The 20,845-nt window shown below is 70.3% G+C and carries 14 protein-coding genes; 6 read left to right on the top strand and 8 right to left on the bottom strand.

All coding sequences use genetic code 11. The annotated features are described in order from the left end of the window. The first annotated feature begins 498 nt into the window (after positions 1 to 498). Positions 499 to 1,740 (top strand): Ig-like domain-containing protein, encoded by a 1,242-nt coding sequence (locus tag ABZ818_RS11475; protein ID WP_361412981.1) that lies wholly within the window; start codon positions 499 to 501, stop codon positions 1,738 to 1,740. Positions 1,741 to 1,799: 59 nt separating this feature from the next. On the opposite strand, the gene ABZ818_RS11470 is transcribed toward ABZ818_RS11475, so the two are convergent. Both ABZ818_RS11470 and ABZ818_RS11465 read right to left on the bottom strand, forming a co-directional pair. Beyond that, entirely contained in the window at positions 1,800 to 2,561 is a 762-nt protein-coding gene (locus tag ABZ818_RS11470; protein WP_361412980.1) for an ABC transporter permease, read from the bottom strand. Beyond that, on the bottom strand, positions 2,558 to 3,532 hold the full coding sequence (locus tag ABZ818_RS11465; protein ID WP_361412979.1) for an ATP-binding cassette domain-containing protein: 975 nt from the start codon (positions 3,530 to 3,532) through the stop codon (positions 2,558 to 2,560). Before ABZ818_RS11465 ends, ABZ818_RS11470 begins: the two co-directional genes overlap by 4 nt. Positions 3,533 to 3,883: 351 nt before the next feature. Here ABZ818_RS11465 and ABZ818_RS11460 point away from each other — a divergent pair, with 351 nt between their 5' ends. Next, the gene (locus tag ABZ818_RS11460; RefSeq protein WP_361412978.1) at positions 3,884 to 4,531 is read left to right on the top strand and encodes a class I SAM-dependent methyltransferase; all 648 of its coding nucleotides are present in this window, start codon (positions 3,884 to 3,886) and stop codon (positions 4,529 to 4,531) included. A gap of 156 nt (positions 4,532 to 4,687) precedes the next feature. Here the strand turns inward: ABZ818_RS11460 and ABZ818_RS11455 are convergent, their stop codons facing one another. The 6 genes from ABZ818_RS11455 to ABZ818_RS11430 all read right to left on the bottom strand — a co-directional run bounded on the left by ABZ818_RS11455 (position 4,688) and on the right by ABZ818_RS11430 (position 13,454). Next, complete coding sequence (locus ABZ818_RS11455) at positions 4,688 to 5,890, bottom strand: Gfo/Idh/MocA family oxidoreductase (RefSeq protein WP_361412977.1); 1,203 nt, start codon at positions 5,888 to 5,890, stop codon at positions 4,688 to 4,690. Positions 5,891 to 6,002: 112 nt separating this feature from the next. Further along, complete coding sequence (locus tag ABZ818_RS11450; protein ID WP_361412976.1) at positions 6,003 to 8,225, bottom strand: right-handed parallel beta-helix repeat-containing protein; 2,223 nt, start codon at positions 8,223 to 8,225, stop codon at positions 6,003 to 6,005. Between the two features lie 112 nt (positions 8,226 to 8,337). Continuing rightward, on the bottom strand, positions 8,338 to 9,795 hold the full coding sequence (locus tag ABZ818_RS11445) for a M1 family metallopeptidase (RefSeq protein ID WP_361412975.1): 1,458 nt from the start codon (positions 9,793 to 9,795) through the stop codon (positions 8,338 to 8,340). Beyond that, entirely contained in the window at positions 9,792 to 11,465 is a 1,674-nt protein-coding gene (locus tag ABZ818_RS11440; protein WP_361412974.1) for an extracellular solute-binding protein, read from the bottom strand. The genes ABZ818_RS11445 and ABZ818_RS11440 overlap by 4 nt, the downstream gene beginning before the upstream one ends. A 77-nt stretch (positions 11,466 to 11,542) precedes the next feature. Further along, a complete protein-coding gene (locus tag ABZ818_RS11435; protein ID WP_361413059.1) occupies positions 11,543 to 12,403 on the bottom strand; it encodes a carbohydrate ABC transporter permease in 861 nt (286 codons plus the stop codon). Between the two features lie 91 nt (positions 12,404 to 12,494). Further along, complete coding sequence (locus ABZ818_RS11430) at positions 12,495 to 13,454, bottom strand: ABC transporter permease subunit (protein WP_361412973.1); 960 nt, start codon at positions 13,452 to 13,454, stop codon at positions 12,495 to 12,497. Positions 13,455 to 13,796: 342 nt separating this feature from the next. Between ABZ818_RS11430 and ABZ818_RS11425 the strand changes: the two genes are divergently transcribed. From ABZ818_RS11425 to ABZ818_RS11410, 4 genes are all read left to right on the top strand, one after another. Next, a complete protein-coding gene (locus tag ABZ818_RS11425) occupies positions 13,797 to 14,783 on the top strand; it encodes a hydroxyacid dehydrogenase (RefSeq protein WP_361413058.1) in 987 nt (328 codons plus the stop codon). 71 nt (positions 14,784 to 14,854) lie between these two features. After that, positions 14,855 to 16,015, top strand: a complete 1,161-nt coding sequence (locus tag ABZ818_RS11420; RefSeq protein ID WP_361412972.1) for a LacI family DNA-binding transcriptional regulator — start codon at positions 14,855 to 14,857, stop codon at positions 16,013 to 16,015. A gap of 175 nt (positions 16,016 to 16,190) precedes the next feature. Then, positions 16,191 to 18,632: a polysaccharide lyase 8 family protein gene (locus ABZ818_RS11415; protein ID WP_361412971.1), complete on the top strand. Its 2,442-nt coding sequence runs from the start codon at positions 16,191 to 16,193 to the stop codon at positions 18,630 to 18,632. A 68-nt stretch (positions 18,633 to 18,700) separates the two neighbouring features. Continuing rightward, the gene (locus ABZ818_RS11410; protein WP_361412970.1) at positions 18,701 to 20,605 is read left to right on the top strand and encodes a DUF2264 domain-containing protein; all 1,905 of its coding nucleotides are present in this window, start codon (positions 18,701 to 18,703) and stop codon (positions 20,603 to 20,605) included. Positions 20,606 to 20,845: the final 240 nt, after the last annotated feature.

Here is a 20,845-nt window from a genome sequence, read left to right as displayed (position 1 = left end):
ACTCATCGAGGCCGAGGCCGCAGCCCGTATCGGCGCCGAGCCCGGGGAGCACACGAATACGGTGTGGACGTCGGCGGGAGTCTCCAGGTCCAGCCGGGCAGGCCTCAGCAACCGCCCCGCCGTGTTCGCAGCGAGGGGCCCCGTTCGGACGGGGTGATGGGCTCGACCGGCTCAGGCGTGGGATCGGGTGCCCTGGCCGTCTCGGTCATCGACCACGTCGACGCTGTCCGGCCCAGAGGCGGCCGCGCTTCCGAGGTTCAAGCACCTCGTGCTCGAGGGGCGTCCCCGTCATGGCCGGCACAGGACAGCGAGAGCAGAGCGACTACGCGCCATCCGGCCGTCGAGCAGGGCCTCGGCGACGCGCTCGACAGTGCGTGGCCTTCGCCACAAAATGCCCATTTCAGGATGGATGAATGCGTATAAGTGGTTCTACGGCAAGTTGCACTCCTGCGACGACCATCCCCAGGGATCCGAAAAGCAGTGGCATGGGAGAAGCGTTTGATCACGGTACGTAAACGACGCACCAGGCTGGTCGCCACGGCCGGCGTACTCGGCGGCGTACTCGCACTCACGGCCCTCGGCGGCACCAGCAACGCTGCCACCAGCGGCAACGCTGCCGGGGACCACCCGACATCGCAGGCGCGGGAGGGTCAGGCGGCCGCCCAGGAGCCTTCCGAAGCCCGAGTAAAGATCACGACCGCACGAGGGGTCGACAGCGTCGGGGGCAGCAACCCCGTCAAGGTCACCGTCAGCAACGGCAAGCTCACCAAGGTGACCATGACCGCCGTCGCGACCGGTGCCGATATTCCGGGCATCCTGTCCGCGGACGGCACGTCCTGGAAGCCGAATGGCCAGCTGGAGCGGGCCACGAAGTATCAGGTCACCGCAGAGGCCGAGGACGCCAAGAGCCGCCCCGTCACCGGGAACGCCACGATCACCACGGCCTCCCCGGCCAAGGGCTTCATCGGGCACCTCTCCCCCGAGGACGGCTCGACCGTCGGCGTGGGCATGCCAGTGACAGTCAACTTCGACAAGGCGATCAGCAACAAGGCCGCCATACAGTCGAAGATCCGGATCAGCTCCAGCAGCGGCCAGCAAGTCGTCGGTCACTGGTTCAACGACAACCGTCTGGACTTCCGCCCCAAGAGCTACTGGAAGCCCGGCTCCACCGTCACCGTCAAGCTCAACGTCCACGGCGTCCAGAAGACGATCACGTTCAAGATCGGCCGGAGCCAGATCAGCACCGTCGACGCCAAGACGAAGCGGATGACCGTCGTACGGGACGGCAAGACGATCAAGACCATCCCGATCTCGTCCGGCAGCCCCGAGCACCCGACGTACAACGGCCAGATGGTCATCTCCGAGAAGTTCAAGCAGATCCGCATGAACGGTGCGACTGTCGGCCTCACGAAGAAGGACGGCAAGCCCGCGTACGACATCGAGGACGTACCGCACGCCATGCGCCTGTCCGCCTCGGGCACGTTCATCCACGGCAACTACTGGGGTGCCGACTCGATCTTCGGCAAGGTCAACACCAGCCACGGCTGCGTGGGCCTGAAGGACGTCAAGGGCGGCGACGACGGCAAGCAGCCCGCCGCGTGGTTCTTCGACAACTCGATGGTCGGTGACGTCGTGATCGTCAAGAACTCCGAGGACAACACCGTACTGGCCCCGGACAACGGCCTCAGCGACTGGAACATGCCGTGGAGCCAGTGGGTCGCGGGCGGCACGACCCACTGAAGCCACGTCACCAGGGTTGACCACCACCGGGCGGGATCACCCAACGTGACGAAGCACTACTAGTGGCTCAGCCGCGCGAATCTCCGTACCGCCAGCGGGAAGAACACGGCGAGCAGTGCCAGAGGCCAGGCGACGGCCGCCCACACGTGCCCCGGCTCGCCGCCGGGGCCGCCGAACTGGTCGCGTACGGCCGTGGCCGTGTGGGACATCGGGTTCCACTGGACGACCGTGCCGAGCCAGCCGGGCATTGACTCGGGCGCGGCGAAGGCGTTGGACAGGAAGCCGACCGGCCAGACCAGGATCTGCACCGCCTGCACCAGCTCGGGTTTCCCCGCCACCAGCGCCAGGTGGATGCCGATCCACAGCATCGCGAACCGGAACAGCAGGAGCAGTCCCACGGCGCCCAGGAATCCGGCCGGCCCGCCGCCGCTGCGCCAGCCGAGCGCGGCGGCGACGGCCAGGAGCACCGCCAGGCCGATCGCCGACTGCAGCATGTCGGCGGCGGAACGGCCCACCAGGACCGCGCCGTCGACCATGGGCATCGAGCGGAAGCGGTCGACGACGCCCTTGTTCAGGTCCTGGGTGACGGCGACCATCGTGCCCTCCAGACCGAAGGCCATGGTGAGCGCGAGCATGCCGGGGACCAGGTAGTCGAGGTAGTCGCCGCTCACGCCCCGGCCGCCGCCGACCAGGTAGCCGAACATCAGCAGCAGCATCACGGGGAAGACCAGGTTCACCACCACCGCCACCGGCTGACGCCTCCAGCGGGCGAGTTCGCGACGGGTCATGGTCCAGGAGTCGGTCAGTGCGTAGGTGGTCACGCGGTCTCCTTCACTCGGTCGTCGTGCCCGGTGAGCTGCAGGAACACCTCGTCGAGCGTCGGACGCCTGAGCGCGATGTCCTCGGCCTGGATGCCCGCCTCTTCCAGAGCGCGGACGATCCCGGCCAGGGCCGCCATGCGGTCGGCGACCGGGGCGCTCAGCAGACGGCGGTCGGTGTCCACGGTGATCCGGTCCTTCGGTACGGGCAGCAGCGCGACGGCCGCGCTCAACTGCCCGGCGTCGCGCAGGACGACGTCGACGCGGTCGCCGCCGATGGCCGCCTTGAGCGCGTCGGCCGAGCCGTCGGCGATGACACGGCCGGCGTCCACGACCGAGATGCGGTCGGCGAGCTGGTCGGCCTCCTCCAGGTACTGGGTGGTGAGCAGGACGGTGGTACCGCCGTCGACCAGGGAACGGACCGAGTCCCACACCTCCGCGCGGCCGCGCGGGTCGAGACCGGTGGTCGGTTCGTCCAGGAAGAGCACCTCCGGTTCGGTGATCAGGGAGGCGGCGAGGTCCAGGCGGCGCCGCATGCCTCCGCTGTACTGCCGTACCGCCTTGCCGCCGGTTGCGGCGAGGTCGAAGCGCACCAGGAGTTCGTCGGCACGCGCGCGTGCACGTCGCGCGCCAAGGTGATGCAGGCGGCCGAACAGTTCGAGGTTCTGCCGGCCGCCGAGTTCCTCGTCGAGTGCCGCGTGCTGGCCGAGCAGGCCGATGCGCAGACGTACCGCGTACGCCTCGCGTACCACGTCGTGGCCCGCCACCTCGATCCGGCCCGCGTCGGGCCGGAGCAGGATGGCCAGGATCCGGACCAGGGTGGTCTTGCCCGCGCCGTTCGGGCCGAGCACTCCGTGCACCGTGCCGCGAGCGACCGTGAGGTCGAGCCCGTCCAGCGCGGGCCTGCCGTTCTTCGTGTCCTTCCCGCCGTACGTCTTACGTGCTTCCTCGACGGTGATCGCCGCGTCGGCCACTGAACCCCCTACTAGTCAAACTTGACTACAAGCCTTCGAAGGTAAGCGCCGTCAGGCCCATTAGTCAAACTTGCTTAACGCACAGGGATCGCCACAGCGCTCGTCCCCCGGGTGCGGCTCCCCCGTCGCGTACGGGTTCTCCCGGCCCTTGGCCAGGACGCCGACGAACGAGGTGGAGCGCGTGGTACGCCATGACCAGGCGGGCCACATCGACGAGGTTCTCGGGCCGCGCGACCTGCCCCGCTCGCGCGTCCTGCAGTTCCCCGCTCCCCCGCAAGGGGCGACCGCTGCTGTTGTGGCGCGCATGGGGCGGGTGCGACGATGCAGGCCGGCGAGCGAAGGGACACCGACGTGACGCACGAAGACCAACGGCCGCCTGCCGCCGTACTGTTCGACGCGCTGGGACCCGCGTACGAGAAGGCGTTCGCCCATGACCCCGCGCACCTGTCCGCGCTGGAGTGGCTGATCGAGCGACTGCCGCCTGCTGCGCGGACACTGGACGTGGGCAGCGGCACCGGGCGGCCCACCGCGGCCGCGCTCATCGAGGCAGGGCACTCGGTGCTGGGCGTCGACGTCTCCCCTGTCATGGTCGAACTCGCCGCCCGTCAGGTCCCCGAGGCCGAGTTCCGCTGCGGCGACATCCGTGATCTCCCGATCGAGGCGGACTCGTTCGACGGTGTGTGCGTGTTCTTCTCACTGCTGCAGATGACCCGCGCCGAGCAGTCGGCTCTGACGCGGCGGCTGGCCCTGGCCCTGAAGCCCGGCGGGCATCTGGTGCTGGCCACCGTGCCCGCGGACGTGGAGGACGTCGAGGTGGTCTTCATGGGCCGGCCGGTCCGGGCGACGAGCTTCGCGGAGGAGGACGTCACCGGCATGGTGGAGGCGGCAGGGCTGACGGTGCTGTCCCGGCACAGCACCGCCTTCACCCCGGACCACCCCGGCGCCGGGCCCGAGCCCCACCTCTTCCTGCACTGCCGCCGCGACGAGACCGTGCGCTGACACTCAGGCAGCTCTACGACAACGCGGCGCCGAGCGCAGCGAGCCGTCCGTGCAGCACCGCTCGCGGCTCATCCAGGTCCTGTGAGGTCCGCGAGAAATGAGGGGGCCCGGGGCCATCCGGGATTTCTCGAGCGTCGCCGCAGCCTTCCTGCAGGTCTATGCCGGACGGGTCTGCCCCTGCTCGAAGTACGCGATCAGTTCGGGGGCGAGTTCCGGGATCTCGCGGGGCGTGCCGCCGGCGCGCAGCGACTCGGTGGCCCGCACTCCGGCCGCGACGGCCATGCGCGCGGCGACCGGCGAGGTGTCCGTGACGCCGCCCTCGCGCACGAACCGCACGAACTCGTCGATCAGGAGCGGGTCGGCGCCGCCGTGCCCGGCGTTGTCCTCGGCGTCCGGGACGGGGTACGCGGCATCGGCCTCGGCCCGGTGGGTGGAGCGGCGGGAGTTCCACACCTTGACCACTCCCCCGGGCCCGTCTCCGAAGTTCTCCAGCCGGCCGGCGTCCCCGATGACGGTGTAGTTGCGCCAGTAGTCCGGCGTGAAGTGGCACTGCTGGTAGGCCGCGAGCACCCCGTTGTCGAGGCGCATGTTGACGAGCGACACGTCCTCGACGTCAATGACGGGGTTGAGAGCGCGCTGCGTGTGCGGCGGCCAGTGACCGTCCTTCGTGTACCAGTCCTCGTGCTTGAGCTCGCCGGGTGCGCGCCGGTGCGGATTGTCGCCGTACACCATGAGGTCTCCGAGGGCCTGGACCTGCCGGGTGTAGCCGCTCGCGAGCCAGTGCAGCACGTCGATGTCGTGGGCGGCCTTCTGCAGCAACAGGCCGGTGGTGTACTGCCGTTCGGCGTGCCAGTCCTTGAAGTACCAGTCGCCGCCGTAGCCGACGAAGTGCCGCACCCACACGGTCTTGACCTCGCCGATCTCGCCGCGCGCGATGATGTCGCGCATCAGGCGGACGACGGGCATGTGGCGCATGTTGTGGCCGACGTAGAGGCGGCTGCCGGTCTCGTAGGCGGTGCGCAGGAGGTCGTCGCAGCGCTCGATCGTGATGTCGAGCGGCTTCTCGACGAAGACCGGTTTGCCCGCCTCGAGCGCCTCTCGGGCGACGTCGGCGTGCGTGTGGTCCGGGGTGAGGACGAGGATCGCGTCGACCTCCGGGTCCCCGATCACTCTCTTGTGGTCGCTGAAGATCACCGCGCCGGGGAACGCCAGGGCCGCCTCCGCCCGCGCGGCGGCGTCGTGGTCCGCGAGGGCGGTGACCCGGGAGCCGGCTGCCGGCCGGTGCGCGGTGCGCGCGAGGGAGCCGCGCAGTCCGTAACCGATGACGCCGAGGCGCAGGTCGCGGGAGGCGTCGGTCATGGCGTAACCGCCTTTCCTTTACGTGGTGTTGGTGCGGCGCGCAAAAGCATGGAAGCACGGGGACGCCGCAGACCCGCTGACTGGTCCGCGGCGTCCCCTCCGGTGCTCCGGGCTACGGGTGCACCAGGACGTGGGCGAGGGCCACCCGCCCGGTGCCGGTGAGCCGGATGCGGACGTAGCGGGCCTCGGTGTCGGTGTCGAGGAGGGTGGGGCGCAGTGCCTTGCCGGTGACGTGCACGGTGGTGGCGTCGGAGAAGTCGGCCGAGGTGGCGAGCTGTACGTCGAAGTCGGCGGTGGTCATGGAGGTGTCGTTCCAGACCTCGACCTGTCCGACGTGCTGGGCGCCGCCGAGGTCCACCTGCCACCAGGCGCCCGCCTCGGAGAGTGTGCGGGTGTCGGTGGAGGTGTCACCGTCGGTGGCCTTGGCCGCCGTGGCCGTGCCGTCCGTGGAGGACTGGCTGACGGTGCCGGTGCGGGCCAGGTCGGGGCGGAGCTGTTCGACGCTGCCGCGGCCGTTCGCGCCGGCGGCCTCGGCGACCTTGACGGCCTCGGCCGGGAGCCGGTCCAGCTTCGTGTGGTTGTCGGCCATGATCGAGCCGGTGCCCGCGAGGGCCGGGGCGTCGGTGTCGGTCCAGTTGCCGGTGGCCTGGTTGTCGATGCCGTAGTCGGCCCAGTTGGAGACCCACTTGTAGCCGATGCGGGTGATGACGTTCTTGGTGACGGCGATGTGGCTGGACTGTTCGTCGAGGTAGATGCCGTTGCCGTCGCGTTCGGTGTTCCCGTACGCACTGCGGTTGATGTAGTTGCCGGAGATCACGGTGCCGGGCTGAGCGCCCTGGGTGTAGATGGCGGCGCCGTCGTGCTGCTCGTGCTCGACCCGCATGACGTCGGTGATCCGGTTGTTCGTGATGCGGTTGTCGCGGAGCACGGACTGCCGGGCCTCGGGCTGGTTCCAGCCCCAGCCGACGGAGATGCCGGAGTACGGCAGATCGTCGAGGGTGTTGTGGTCGATGGCGGTTCCGGCTTCGTAGCCCGCCCAGATGCCGACGGCGTCCGTGTACTCGACGCCCGTGTGGCGGATGGTGTTGTACGAGACCGTGTTGCGGGCCCCGACGAGTTCGGGGGCCGGCATGGGTTCCGTGTCGCCGATGTACGCGGCGCCGGAGGAGAGGTCGGTGAAGCGGGAGCCGGTGAGCGTGGAGTCCTGGGTGCCCTGTTCGAAGATCACTCCCGCGCCGCCGAGGTGGGTGAAGGTGCTGTGGTCGACCACCACGTGGCGGCCACCGCGGACGCTGAGGGCGGCGGCGGGCTTGGTGTAGTAGCGGCCCGCGTGGTCGACGGGGCCGGTGGCACCGGTCAGGGTCAGGCCTGCCTGCATGCCCGCGTAGCCCTCGTCCGTGTTCGGCTGCTGGTAGGCGGCATAGGCGAAGCCGATGCGGGTGACGCGGACGTCGTGGGCGCCGTCGAGCACGAGCAGCCCTTCCGTGACCGGGGTGACGGCCTTGGAGCGGCGCGGGTCCTCGCCCTTGCGGGGCAGGTATGTGACGGTGCGTGCGGCCGAGTCCCAGACGAACTCGCCGGGCTCGTCGAGGAGTTCGCGGGCATTCTCGAAGAAGGCGACCTTGGAGTAGCGGGACGAGTCGACGGTCGTCGTGTCCCAGGCGGGGCCGGTGCGGTTGGTCCCGGAGGCCGAGTTGGTCCAGCAGGGCTGGGCGAAGGTCATGACGTCGCCGGTGACGGCGGCGATCCGGCAATGGTAGTTGCGCCAGCGGACGCTGATGACGGCCTCGGCGTCGGTGGGCCGGGTCCAGTCGGCGATGCCGGTCTTCTCGGCGCCGGTCATGCCGGTCTTGGTGGCGTCGCACACGGAGGCGGCGCAGGACCCTCCCCGGGCGCGCACGGCCCGTTGCCCGTCGACGAACAGCTGGCGTGGGGTGATGCCCTCGGGCACCTTCGCGGTCCAGGTTCCGTCGCCGTTCACGGTCCAGCCGGTCAGGGCCCGGCCGCCGGAGAGCACGGGCCGCGCGCCGCGGGCCGCGGCCCAGGTGACTCCGGAGTCCTTCGCGTCGAGTTGCAACGGGGCGCTCAACTCGTACGTTCCGTCGGCGAGTTCGACGCGCACGTCGCGTCCGGTGACGGCTCGGGCGGCGTCCCGCGCGCCCTCCACCGAGCAGGGACGCCCGAGTGTGCAGTGGGAACCGGATCCGTGCGGTGCGGCGTACAGGACCTTGAGGGCCGGGGCCGCCTCGGCGGCCGGCAGCGGGCTGAGCAGCAGCGCCGCGCCGACGAGGAACGCGGCTCCGGCGGTGCGAGTTGTGCGGGTACGCGGTCTCATGCGATGACCTTCCGCTCGAACGGCCCGCCGCTCGAGGCGGGCCGGGGTTTGGGGGTGCGGCTCAGGTGCGGGACTGACGTGTGCGGGGCGGCCGTGGTCCGGCCGCCCCCGGTCAAGCAGTGGCAGTCCAGTCCGGGTGGCCCGGCATCGGCGGGTTCTTCGCGCCGAACAGCCAGTCCCGCAGGTACGGGTCCAGCGAGCGGTCGCCCGCCACGGCGACGGCGTGGGTGATGAAGTCCTCGCTGGTGACCGTGCGGTCCTTGAAGCGGCGCGGCCACAGGCCCATGATCCGGTCGAACTTCTGCTGCCCAACGTGGAGTTGGAGTGCGTGGAGCACCAGGGCGCCGCCCTCGTAGATGTTGGTGCCGCCGAGGGCCTTGGGCAGCCCGGGCGGTCCGTCGGTCGCGCGGATCGCGTCGAGCTTGGCGTACGTCGCCTTCATCTTTTCGGCCATGACGGACCAGCCGCGTTCCTCGCTGTAGAGCGCGGCGTAGTACACGGCGGGGCCCTCGTTGAGCCAGGCCTGCTGCCAGTCGTTCGGCGTGACACTGTCGCCGAACCACTGGTGGGTCAGCTCGTGCACCATGGTGTTCTCGTACGTCGGGTAGCCGTCGCTGCTGAGCTTGAACCAGTTGGTGCCCATCAGGGTGAGTGTCGTGTTCTCGAGGGCGTCGGTGTACCCGTCATAGATGTGGACGCCGTACACGGAGAACGGGTAGCGGCCGAACTTCGCTTCCAACCAGGCGAGGTGGTCGGGAGTACGCGCGACGATCGGAGCGTACTTGTCCTCCTGGCCCTGCGGGACGATGTGCCGCAGGGGCAGCCCGGTGTGCGAAGTTCCGTACAGATAGGTGCCCTTGACGACGGCGATACCGAGCAGCTCCGTCGGCATGCGCTCGCGCAGCGCGAAGTGCCAGACCGTCGAGCCGTCAGCGCGCTTGTCCTTGCCGGTCAACTCACCGTTGGCGGCGCCGACATAGCCCTCGGGCGCGGAGATGTGAAAGGTCCAGGTGGCCTTGTCGGACGGCGTGTCGTTGCACGGCAGGAACGTGTCGGCCCGTGACGACTGCACGGCGGAGGCGAAGCCGCCGTCCGAGCCGAACCTCCAGCCGGTCAGTCCGGCCCGCGGCGCCTTGCCGTTGCCGCGGTAGGCGACGGTGACGTCGAACGGGGCGCCCTTGTGGAGCGGTGCCTCCGGGGTGACTGTCAGCTCCTGGCCGGACTGGCCCAGGGACAGGGCGTGGGACGCGGCGCGGCCGTTCACCGTGATCGAGTCGATGGTATGGCCGTCGGTGTCCAGGTTGAACGCCGAAAGGTCCTGCGTGGCCCGTGCGTTCAGCTTCACCACGGCCGTGAAGTCGTACGTCACCGGAGTGAAGTCGAAGGCCAGGTCGTAGTGGACGACCTGGTAGCCGCCGTTGCCGAGGGTCGGGAACAGCGGGTCGCCGACCCCGTCGGAGCCGGGGCGCGGGTCGAACCCCGCGGCGCCGGCGGGCGAGCCCAGGATCGGTACGGTGATCGCGGCGGCGACCGCCGCCTTCGTGAGGAACGCGCGTCTGCTGGTGTTCACTTCTTCCCCTTCTGCGAGGCCTGCTCGAACTCGGCGCGACACTGGTCGCCCCCGGCGTTGCGCCACTGCTTGACGACCGAGTCGTACGCGGACAACGGCTTGCGTCCGGTGACCAGGTCCTTCAGACCATCGAGGTGGATGGTGTAGAGGCTGCCGAGCCCCTTGGAGTCCCAGGTCGGCGAGGAATAGCTGAGGGTCGGGTCCTCGATGAGCTTCGGGATCAGTACGGAGTACACCTCGTGCACGTAGCGGGCGGCCTCCGGATGCGTGGCGCTGAAGAACGCGGGTGTCGCGGAGGCGAGCTTGCCCCACGGCACGGTCACGTCCTGGGTGCCCTGCTTGGTGAGGACGGGCGTGCCGTTCTCGTCCCGCTGGTAGTCGACGTTCTCGACGCCGTAGTTGATGAGCGTGTATTCGAGCGACCCGAAGGGCGAGGCGGCGAAGTCGGCGAGCCGCAGCAGTTCCCTGACCCGCTCCTCGCCTGCCCGGCGGATGTAGCAGTTCTGCAGCGAGACGTTGTCGGTCCAGGTCACCGCGTCCTTGCCGACCGGGACCATGGGCCGTGCGTCGAACGACTTGTCGATGGCCGCCATGGCGTCGACGTAGCCGGTGGCCGTGGTCAGGTACGCCGGCATGCCGTCGAAGACGTAGGCGGCCTTGCCGTTCTTGAAGAGATCCGTGTACTGGGCCTTCTGGGCTCCGGACATCTGCACGGTGCCCGGGTAGTAGCAGCCCGCCTTGTAGAGCTTGGCGGCGGTCTCGACCGCGTACCGGTACTTGTCGTCCTCCAGCTGGTACGTCCACTTGCCGGACTTGCGGTCGAACTTCCAGAAGTGCTGGGCGCCGGCCGACATGGCGAGCAGGGTGGTGGCGCCGCCGGAGAAGAAGTACTGCCTCTTCCTGGCGTCCGTGAGGTCCTTGGCCAGCTCGACGAGCCGCTCGATGCTGTCGATCTCGTCGAGGCTGGTGACACCCGCCTGCTTGAACAGGTCGGCCCGGTAGAAGCCGGCGCCGGCGCTGCCCGAGCGGGCGATCGGGATGCCGTAGAGCTTGCCGCCCTTGATGGCGTCGCGCCAGGCGTACTGAGGGATGGCCGCGAGGTTGGGGTAGTCCTTGACCTTGTCGCCGGAGAGGTGGGGGCCCAGCTCGGCGCACTTGGCGGCAAGGAACGAGCCCATGTTGTCGACACCTCCCGTCTCCGGGTACATGAAGATGTCGGGCAACTGGTCACCGGCGACCATCGTCGAGAACTTCGCCGGGTAGTCGTCCGCGGGCACGGCCGTGAAGTCGACCTGGGTGCCGAGCAGCTTCTCGATCTCCCGCCAGGCGGCGTTCTTGCCCCGGCCGGGGGGCAGCGGCGCGAACGTCTCGGTGACCGCGGTGATCTTCTTGGCGCCCTTGAGGGGGGTGCCTTCGGTGGCACGTGCCAGTTCGCCCGGGTACTTCAGGAAGGCGTTCGGGACGCCCGCCGAGGTGCCGGGCAGGTCGGCCTTGATGCCGATGTTGCGCACGGTGGTGGTCGGCAGCAGCTTGGCGTTCTTGGCCTCGGCCTTGGCGCCGGTGCCGCCGTCGCCGCACGCGGCGAGCAGCGGCGCCGCGGCGACGGCGAGACCGGCGCCCGCACCCCAGCGGAGCAGGGTGCGGCGGTTGACGGATGTGGTGCCGGACATGGGGGGACTCCTCAATGCGAGGGGATACGGGAAGAGTTGGGGGGTGCGGGTGCGGGTGCGGCTGATCGGGGCGCGGCTCAGCCCTTGACGGCGCCGGTGAGGACGCCCTTGGTGAAGAACCGCTGGAGGAAGGGGTAGACGAGCAGGATCGGCACGACGGCGATGACGAGGACGGCCATCTGCACGGCCTGCTGCGGGGCGACCACCTCGCCGGCCGCTGCGGTGTCGAGGTTCTGGCCCTGGAGGATGAAAGTGCGCAGGACCATGGGCAGCGGCCACTTGTCGTTGTCGCCGAGATAGAGCAGGGCGTTGAAGTACGCGTTCCAGTACGCGACGGCGTAGAACAGGCCGACGACGGCGATGACCGCCTTGGACAGCGGCAGTACGACCCGGATCAGGGTCCGGAAGTCGCCCGCGCCGTCCACCTTCGCGGCGTCGTACAACTCCTCCGGCAGGTTCATGAAGAAGGCCCGCATCACGACGAGGTTGAAGGCGCTGACCATGGTGGGCAGGACGAGCGCGGCGAAGGTGTTGTAGAGGCCGAGCTCCTTCACCAGGAGAAAGTTGGGGATGACGCCCGCGTTGAAGAGCATCGTGAACAGGGAGGTCATGAGGATGAACCGGCCGCCGACGATGCCGCGCCGCGACAGCCCGTACGCCATGCCGATGGTGGCGAGGAGGCTGCAGGCGGTGCCGATGGCGGTGACACCGATGCTCACGAACAGGGCGCGGGTCACGCGCCCGCCGGTGAACGCGGTGCGATAGGCGTCGAAGTTGGGGTGGTCGGGCCACAGGACGAGCCCGTTGGACTTGATGATGTCGGTCTGCGAGGCGAAGCTCGTGCCGATCACGCCGATCAGCGGGTACGCCACCAGGCCCACGACGATCACGAGGGCGAGGCCTTTGAGCACGAGGCCGAGCCGGGTGGGCTTCTCCATCCACGGGGGCCGGGCGCCGGAGGGGCGCAGTTCTCCCGCCGCGGGTGCGGGGCGGGTGGCGCTCCCACCGCGCGTCTTCACAGCGGACGTCTCAACGGTCAGCACCGCGGTACACCCCTTCATGTCCGAGCCGGTGGGCGAACTTGTTGGCGCCGATGACGAGGACGGTGCCGATCACCGCCTTCACCAGGCCCACGGCGGCCGCCGTGCCCCATTGGTTGTCCTTGATGCCGTGGAAGTAGACGTACGTGTCGAGGACTTCACCGGCGCCGGGGCCGACGGCGTCGCGCTGGAGCAGGATCTGCTCGAAGCCGACGGTGAGGATGTTGCCGAGGTTGAGGATCAGCAGCAGGACGAGCACCGGGGACAGGCCGGGCAGGGTGACGTGCCAGAAGCGGCGCCACCTGGCCGCGCCGTCCATGGCTGCCGCCTCGTACAGGCCGCGGTCGATGGAGAGCAGTGCGGCGAGGATGATGATGGTGCCCCAGCCGGCGTCCTTCCACATGACCTGGAGCGCGAGCAGCCAGGGGAAGGCGTTCGGGTCGGTCGTCATGTCGTAGCGGGGCAGGCCGAGGGATGCGAGCAGATCGGGCACGACGCCGGCGCCGCCCAGGATCTGCTGGAAGATCGAGACGATGATGACCCAGCCGATGAAGTGGGGCAGGTAGACGACACTCTGCACGAAGCGGGGCAGCTTGTCGCTGACGACGCTGTTGAGCAACAGTGCGAGCGCGATCGGCACGGGGAAGAACAGGACGAGCTGGACGAGCGCGATCTCCAGGGTGTTACCGGTCGCCGACCAGAAGTCGGGGTCGGCGAAGGCCGTCGTGAAGTTGGTGAAGCCGGTCCAGGCACTGTGCATGTAGCCCAGGTAGGGCTGGTAGTCCTGGAAGGCCACCATGTAGCCCAGCAGCGGTACGTAGTGGAACACCACGAAGTACAGGAAGCCGGGCAGGCACAGCAGCAGCATCACCTTGTCGCGCTTGAGACGCTGCCAAAGGGTCTTGCGGGGAACGCGGTCGACGGCGTTCGGTGGTGCGGAGACAGTCATGGAGCGGTCCTGTTCGGCCGGTTGGCGCAGGAACTGCGTTTCTGCGGCGGCAAGTTAGTAAGCGGTTAACCCCATCGTCAATAGATCAGGAGATTTGACCGAGCGAGGAAGCGCTGCGAACCGGCCACTTCAGGCCGTCATTTCCTACTGAACCAGGGCAACTTGACCGCCATACTTTCTTTGTGACCTTGACGGTCAAGCGACGTGCTCCCTAGCGTTCGGTACCGCCATAGAACACGTTTACTGTCCGGAGGCAGGGTGCGTACCACTGACGAGGCGCCGGTCGAGGCCGAGGCCACCGACGCCACACCGCCCCCGCGGCGACCCCGTACGGTCCTCGCGATGGACTCCTCGGTCGTGGACGACGTCTTCCCGCCCGCCGTGCGGGCGCGCCTGGAGGAGACCGCGGACATCCGGCCTCCGCGTGTCGTACGGGAGTTCACCAGCCCGCAGGCGCAGGCGGCCCTCGCCGAGTGCGAGGTGCTGCTCACCGGCTGGGGCTGCCCACCGGTCGACCGGGCCGCACTCGACCGGGCGCCCCGGCTGCGCGCGGTGATCCACGCGGCCGGCACCGTGAAGACGTTCCTGAGCCAGGAGGCCTACGAGCGCGGTATCGCGGTCTCCTCGGCGGCCGCGGCCAACGCCGTGCCGGTCGCCGAGTTCACGCTCGCCGCGATCATCCTGGGCGCCAAGCGGGCCTTCCCGCTCGCCCATCTCTTCCGCGGCCGGCGCACCCACCGCACCGACGCCGATCTGGAGCGCCACCACTGGCTCGGCACCCGCGGCATCACGGTCGGCGTGGTCGGCGCCTCGCGCATCGGCCGTCGCGTCGCGGAACTGCTGCGCACCCTCGACGCCGAGGTGCTCCTGTACGACCCGTACGTCGGGGACGCCGAGGCGGAACTGCTCGGCGCCACCCTCACCGACCTGGACACCCTGGTGGCGACGAGCGACGTGGTGACCCTGCACGCGCCGGACACCGCGGACACCCACCATCTGCTCGACGCCCGCCGGTTCGGCCTGATGCGCCCGGGCACACTGCTGGTGAACACCGCGCGCGGTCCGCTCGTGGACACGGAAGCCCTCACGGAACACCTGGTCAGCGGCCGGATCGACGCCGTACTCGACGTCACGGACCCGGAGCCGCTGCCCGCGGGACACCCGCTGTGGGACCTGCCCAACGTCTTCATCACCCCGCACATGGCGGGCGCCCAGGGCAACGAGGTGGGCAGGCTCGGCGCGCTCGCCGTCGACGAGCTGGCCCGGTACGCGCGCGGGGTGCCGCTGGCCCACGCCGTGCTCCTGGAGGACCTGGAGCGGATCGCGTGACCAAACCACCGCCGCACGCCATAGGCTCTGGGGCGGACCGACCACATGCAGACCAGCACGACCATCAGGGGGTGGGCCGGATGTCCCAGCAGAGTGCCACGGCACCCGGGCCGGATGGGCACGGCGAGCGGCAGGGCGACCGGAACGGGCAGCGCCGCGCGACGGTCGTCGACGTCGCGAAGCGCGCCGGGGTGTCCACGGCGACCGTCTCCCGTGTGATGAACCGCAACTATCCGGTCTCCGCAGCCACGCGCGAGCGCGTCGAGGCGGCCATGCGCGACCTCGGTTATGTGGTCAACGCCCATGCCCGAGCGCTGGCCGGCGCCTCCGGCCGCACCGTCGGCATCATCGTCAGCGAGCTGATCGATCCGTTCTACGCGTACATCGCACGCGGCGTCGAACGCGAGGCCACCGACGGCGACCGGCTCTGCCTGGTGTGCTGCACCCAGGGCGACCCGCAGCGCGAGCTCGCCTTCATCGAGTTGATGCACGAGCGGCGGGCGGACGCCGTGGTGCTGGTCGGCGGCAGCGTCGAGGACCGCGCCTACAAGGCCGAACTGGCGCGCCGGGCCCGGGAGCTGGACGCGGGCGGATCGAAGCTCGTGCTGTGCGGGCGGCCCTCGCTCGGCGACGGCGTACCGACGGTCGGGGTCGAGTACGACAACGAGGGTGGCGCCTTCGCGATCACCGACCACCTGATCAGGCAGGGCCATGAGCGGATCCTCTACCTGGGCGGGCCGCCCGGCCTCTCCACGGCGCGGGACCGGCTCGCCGGACACCGGCGCGCGCTCGAACTGCGCGGCATCGCGCGGGATCCGGAGCTGGAACAGCCCGGCGCCTTCAGCCGCGCCTTCGGGTACCGGCGCATGGCCGAAGTGCTGAGCGGCGGCCCGGAGTTCACCGCCGTGTTCGCCGCGAACGACATCGTGGCAGCGGGCGCGGCGCAGGCTCTGGAAGAGGCCGGGCTGCGCATCCCGCGGGACATGTCGCTGGTCGGGTACGACGACATCCCGGTGGCCCAGGAGCTGCGGCCCCGGCTGACGACCGTGCGGATCCCGCTGGAGGAGATGGGTCGGCAGGCCGTGCGGGTCGCACTCAACGGTGGCGACGAGGACGACTGGCGCGCCCCGACGACCGGCACGCTGCGCCTCGGCACGCACATCGTCGTGCGGGAGTCGGTGGCGGCACCGATGAACACGCCCTCGGGGAGTGGCAAGTCACGCCGGAGCTGACACCGGGCACGGCTTGCTTGATTCTGCTCGCAAGGGACCCAATCCGCATAGTAACGAACAGAAACTCGGCGAACCCTCTTGCGGCCGGATAGCAAACGCTTACATGCTGGCGCGCAGCCCCACCGCTCGTCCCGCCCGTCGCTCCGACGTCGTCCGTCCCCATGGGAGTCCCTGGATGCGCCCTGCCCACAAGCCTCTCCATGTCCCCGCCGAGCCGTCCGGCCCGGGCCGTCGCACCGTGCTCTCCGCACTGGCAGGTGCTGGTGCGGCCGTCGCCCTCGTCGCCCGCCCGGGCGTCGCGAGTGCCGCCACCGGTTCCGCCGACGACCCGTACGAGCCCCTGCTCGCCCGCGCCGCACAGCAGTTGACCGGGGGCGCCTTCGACCCCGAGGACCCGGACTTCGCGGCCGCGCTCACCGCCCTGGACACACAGGCCTCCGCCTGGTGGCGGCAGATGGACACCTCCGCGGGCCGCAAGGCACTGTGGGCCGCTCTGTCCCCGGCCTCCGATCCCGGCATGTTCGGCCAGAGCTATCCGCGACTGCGCACGCTCGCGACCGCGTGGGCCACCCCCGGCACCTCCCTCACCGGGCAGGCGGCCGTGCGCGACGGGATCCTCGACGCGCTGCGCTTCCTGCACACCGTGGGCTACAACGCCTCCCGTCCCGAGACCGGCAACTGGTGGTTCTGGGAGATCGGCGCGCCGCGCGCGCTGATGGACATCTGCGTGCTGCTGCGCGCCGATCTCCCCGCGGAGGACCGCGATGCCTATGTGAAGACGGCGGCCAGGTTCGTCCCCAATGCGGATCGCCGCACCAACTCCCCGACGCTCGCCGAGACCGGCGCGAACCGCTCCGACAAGGCCGTCATCGTCGCCCTGCGCGGGCTGCTCGCGCGCGACCCCGCCGCCCTCGCCCTGGCCCGCGACGCCCTGTCCGACGTCCGCGACAACGGGAAGAACAGCCTGTTCCAGTACGTCACTTCGGGTGATGGGTTCTACCGGGACGGCTCGTTCGTACAGCACTCCAACGTCGCGTACACGGGCACGTACGGCAGCGTCCTGCTGGGCGGCGCCGGCCAACTGATCGCGCTGCTCGCCGGCTCCGACTGGGCCGTCACCGACCCCTCGGTCGAGGTGCTGTACGAGGCTGTGGAGCGGAGCTTCGAGCCCTTCCTGTTCGACGGTCTGATGATGGACGCGGTGCGCGGCCGTGCCATCTCCCGCGAGTCCGCCCGCGACCACAACGACGGTGCGACCGCGGTCTCGCACATCCTCCAACTCGCCGACGGGGCACCGCAGGCCTACGCGGACCGATGGCGCGCGGCGGCCAAGGGCTGGATCCTGCGCAACACGAGGACGCCGTACAAGGAACTCATCGGGATCCCCGCCCTGGCCCGCGCGAAGGCCCTCCTCGACGATCCGGCGGTGCGGCCCGCGGACCGCCTCACCGCGCACCTCGTCCTCGCAGACATGGACCGCGTGGTGCATCGGCGCCCGTCCTGGGCGTGCGCGCTGTCGCTGTCGTCGAAGCGCATCGCCGCCTACGAGATGGGCAACGGCGAGAATTTGCACGGCTGGTACACCGGCGACGGCATGACATACCTGTACGACGCCGACGACCCGGACGCCTTCGGTGACTCCTTCTGGCCGACCGTCGACCCGTACCGGCTGCCGGGCACGACGGTGGACACCCGCGCGCGGGCCGATCTCGGGACCGGCGGCGGGACCGGCACCTTCCGCCCGAAGAACGCGGTCGCGGGCGGCGCCGCGCTCGACGCCCGCTTCGGTGCCGCCGCGATGGAGCTGATCGCGGACGGGTCGACGCTGCGGGCCAAGAAGGCGTGGTTCTTCCTGGACAACGCGGTCCTCGCGCTCGGTGCCGGGATCACGGCGAGCGACGGCAGGACGATCGAGACGGTGGTGGAGAACCGGAACCTGCACGCCGAAGGGGCGCCGCTGCTCATCGTCGACGGGCATCGGCAGCCCACGGAGCAGGGGTGGTCGGCCGAACTGGACGACACACGCTGGGCCCACCTGGAAGGCACGGGCGGCTATGTCTTCCCCTCCGGCGGACCGCTGCGCGCCCTGCGCGAGGAGCGGACCGGCACGTGGAGCGCCCTCAACACCGGTGCGGACACCGGCGGCAGCACCACCCCGGTGAGCCGCCGCTACGCCACCCTCTGGTTCGACCACGGCCCCTCCCCCACGTCCGCCTCCTACGCCTACGTCCTGCTGCCGGGCGCGACCGCTGCCGCGACCCTGGCCTGGTCCCGCTCCCTCCCGGCGCGCGTACTCGCCAACGACGCCACCGTCCAGGCCGTCGCCTCACCCCGTCTCGGCCTGCTCGCGGCACACTTCTGGGCGGCCGGCTCGGTCGACGGGCTGAGCGCGGACGGCTCCGGAACCGTCCTGGTGTGCCGCCGCGACGAGGGCATCTCGGTGGCGGTGGCGGATCCGGGCCGTACGGCGACGACCCTGACCGTCCGGCTCCCCTTCCCCGTGAGCACGGTGGTCAGCGCCGACGACACGGTGTCGGTCACGCCGGGCCGACAGCCCGTGCTCACCGTCCGCGTGGGCGGCTCACGGGGTCATACGCACACTGCCCGGCTGCGCTGAGCCCGCCGCCACCGACCCACCCGTACCGCCCGCCGCCCGCCGCACGCCGAAGGAGCCAGCGAACCACCATGCCCGCCCCGCACTTCCCCCTGCCGCCCACCGACCGCGTCCGCTCCCCCCTGACCGGCTGGACCCGGGCGCACTGGGAGGCCCTGGCCGACCGGCACCTGTCGGCCCTGCTGCCCTACGCCACACCGGGTTTCGCGCAGTACCGGCTGCCGGGGCGGGCCAGTTGGTCCGGGGTCGTCTCGGACGGGCTCGAAGGGTTCGCTCGGACATTCCTGCTGGCCTCCTTCCGGATCGCGGGCGCGGGCGGCAGCGACGGAACGGATTCCGCGGTCGTCTCCCACCTCATCGAAAGGTACACGCAGGGTCTGACCACGGGCACGGACCGTGACAGCGGCGAGGCCTGGCCCGAACTCACCGACTGCTCCCAGCAGATGGTCGAGGCCGCCTCGATCGCGCTCGGCCTGCACGAGACCCGCCCCTGGATCTGGGACCGGCTCGACACCCGGGTCCAGGAACGGGTCGTCGACTGGCTCTCCGGGTTCGTCGGCGCGAAGACCTGGGACAACAACTGGCGCCTGTTCCAAGTGGTGTCGGAGCAGTTCCTCGCCTCGGTCGGCGCACCGTACGACCAGGGCGACATCGATGCCGGCCTCGACCGGATCGAGGACTGGTACGTCGGCGACGGCTGGTACACGGACGGCGACGGCCGCAACTTCGACTACTACATCGGCTGGGCCATGCACCTGTACCCACTGCTGTGGGCCCGCATGGCGGGGCCGGACGGGGACGGCGGGCGGGGCGCCGTCTACCGGGAGCGGCTGGCCCAGTTCCTCACCACGTACCCGCAGTTCTTCGGCGCGGACGGCGCGCCGGTGCACCAGGGCCGTTCGCTGACGTACCGCATCGCGGCGACGGCCCCGGTGTGGCTGGGCGCACTCGCCGACTGCACCCCGCTCGCGCCGGGCCTGACCCGGCGCCTCGCCTCCGGCGCGGCCCGGCACTTCACCGAGCGCGGGGTGCCGGACGAACGGGGGCTGCTGCCGCTGGGCTGGTACGGCACGTTCCTGCCCACGACACAGCCGTACTCGGGGCCCGCGTCGCCGTACTGGGCGAGCAAGGGGTTCCTCGGTCTGCTGCTTCCCGCCGACCACCCGGTGTGGACGGACCGGGAACTCCCGCTGCCCGTCGAGCAGTCCACGCAGTACACGGCGCTTCCCGCGCCCGGCTGGCTACTGCACGGCACCCCGCACGACGGTGTCGTCCGCCTGGTCAACCACGGCAGCGACCACAACCCGCCGGACGGCCCGGCGAGCGACGACCCGCACTACGCCAAGTTCGCCTACTCCACGGCCACCGCCCCGGAGTCCGCGCCGCACGCCTGGGCCCGCGCAGTCGACAACCACATCGCGCTGCTCGCCGCCGACGGCACCCCGTCGCGCCGCCGCCGCATCCATCCCCTCGGCTGCCAGGGGCGCCGCGCGTCGTCCCGTCACGACGTGCAACTCCCGGGCATGGACGACGGGTTCCCCATCGAGTCGACGAGCGTGCTGCACGGGCCGTGGGAGCTGCGCGTGCACCGGGTGCGGGCGCCTGAGGGCGTGACGGTGCGCGAGGGCGGGTACGCGGTCGCCGACGTGGTGCGCCCGCACTCGGAGCAGGGGCCCGGCTGGGCTCTGACCCGTACGGAGTCGGGGCTGACCAGTGCCGTGGCCGCGCTGTACGGATGGGACGAGGAGACGGGCGTCGCGCGCGAGGTCGAGGCGAACGCCTACGGCCCGCACTCGGCGACCCCGTACCTGCGAGCCGCGCGCCATCCGGGCGGGGAGAGTGTCCACGTCACCTTGGTGGTGCTCACCCGCGACGTCGTCCACCCCTGGGCCCTGCGTGAGTCGATCACGTGCACGCGCGGGGACGACGGGAGGGTGACGGTCACGTTCCCGGATGGCGAGACGGTGACGGTTTGACCGGCTCAGGTCGGCTCAGGCGTTGGGACGCTTGCCGTGATTGGCCTTCTTCTTCTTACGGCCGCGTCGCTTGTTCCCTCGTTTGGCCACAGTGCACATCTCCCTAATCCAGAACTTTCTATGCCTCGCTCAGTCTAGATTCGGCCCGGAGTGTCCGCATCAGCGGTGGCGCGGGCACAGCGCGCATGGACCGGCGTTCCGCTGTCCTGGCGCAATCCCTTGCCTGCACCCAGTTATCCT

The sequence above is a fragment of the Streptomyces sp. NPDC047453 genome, from assembly GCF_040643155.1.
GTDB lineage: Bacteria > Actinomycetota > Actinomycetes > Streptomycetales > Streptomycetaceae > Streptomyces.
This window is presented reverse-complemented; position numbering and strand designations above follow the sequence as displayed.

What these genes read in the sequence shown, in the direction of transcription:
- ABZ818_RS11455 (WP_361412977.1), bottom strand. Translation starts at nt 5,890, where the DNA reads ATGACCGACGCCTCCCGCGACCTGCGCCTCGGCGTCATCGGTTACGGA.
- ABZ818_RS11450 (WP_361412976.1), bottom strand. Translation starts at nt 8,225, where the DNA reads ATGAGACCGCGTACCCGCACAACTCGCACCGCCGGAGCCGCGTTCCTC.
- ABZ818_RS11440 (WP_361412974.1), bottom strand. Translation starts at nt 11,465, where the DNA reads ATGTCCGGCACCACATCCGTCAACCGCCGCACCCTGCTCCGCTGGGGT.
- ABZ818_RS11435 (WP_361413059.1), bottom strand. Translation starts at nt 12,403, where the DNA reads ATGGAGAAGCCCACCCGGCTCGGCCTCGTGCTCAAAGGCCTCGCCCTC.
- ABZ818_RS11430 (WP_361412973.1), bottom strand. Translation starts at nt 13,454, where the DNA reads ATGACTGTCTCCGCACCACCGAACGCCGTCGACCGCGTTCCCCGCAAG.
- ABZ818_RS11425 (WP_361413058.1), top strand. Translation starts at nt 13,797, where the DNA reads ATGGACTCCTCGGTCGTGGACGACGTCTTCCCGCCCGCCGTGCGGGCG.
- ABZ818_RS11415 (WP_361412971.1), top strand. Translation starts at nt 16,191, where the DNA reads ATGCGCCCTGCCCACAAGCCTCTCCATGTCCCCGCCGAGCCGTCCGGC.
- ABZ818_RS11410 (WP_361412970.1), top strand. Translation starts at nt 18,701, where the DNA reads ATGCCCGCCCCGCACTTCCCCCTGCCGCCCACCGACCGCGTCCGCTCC.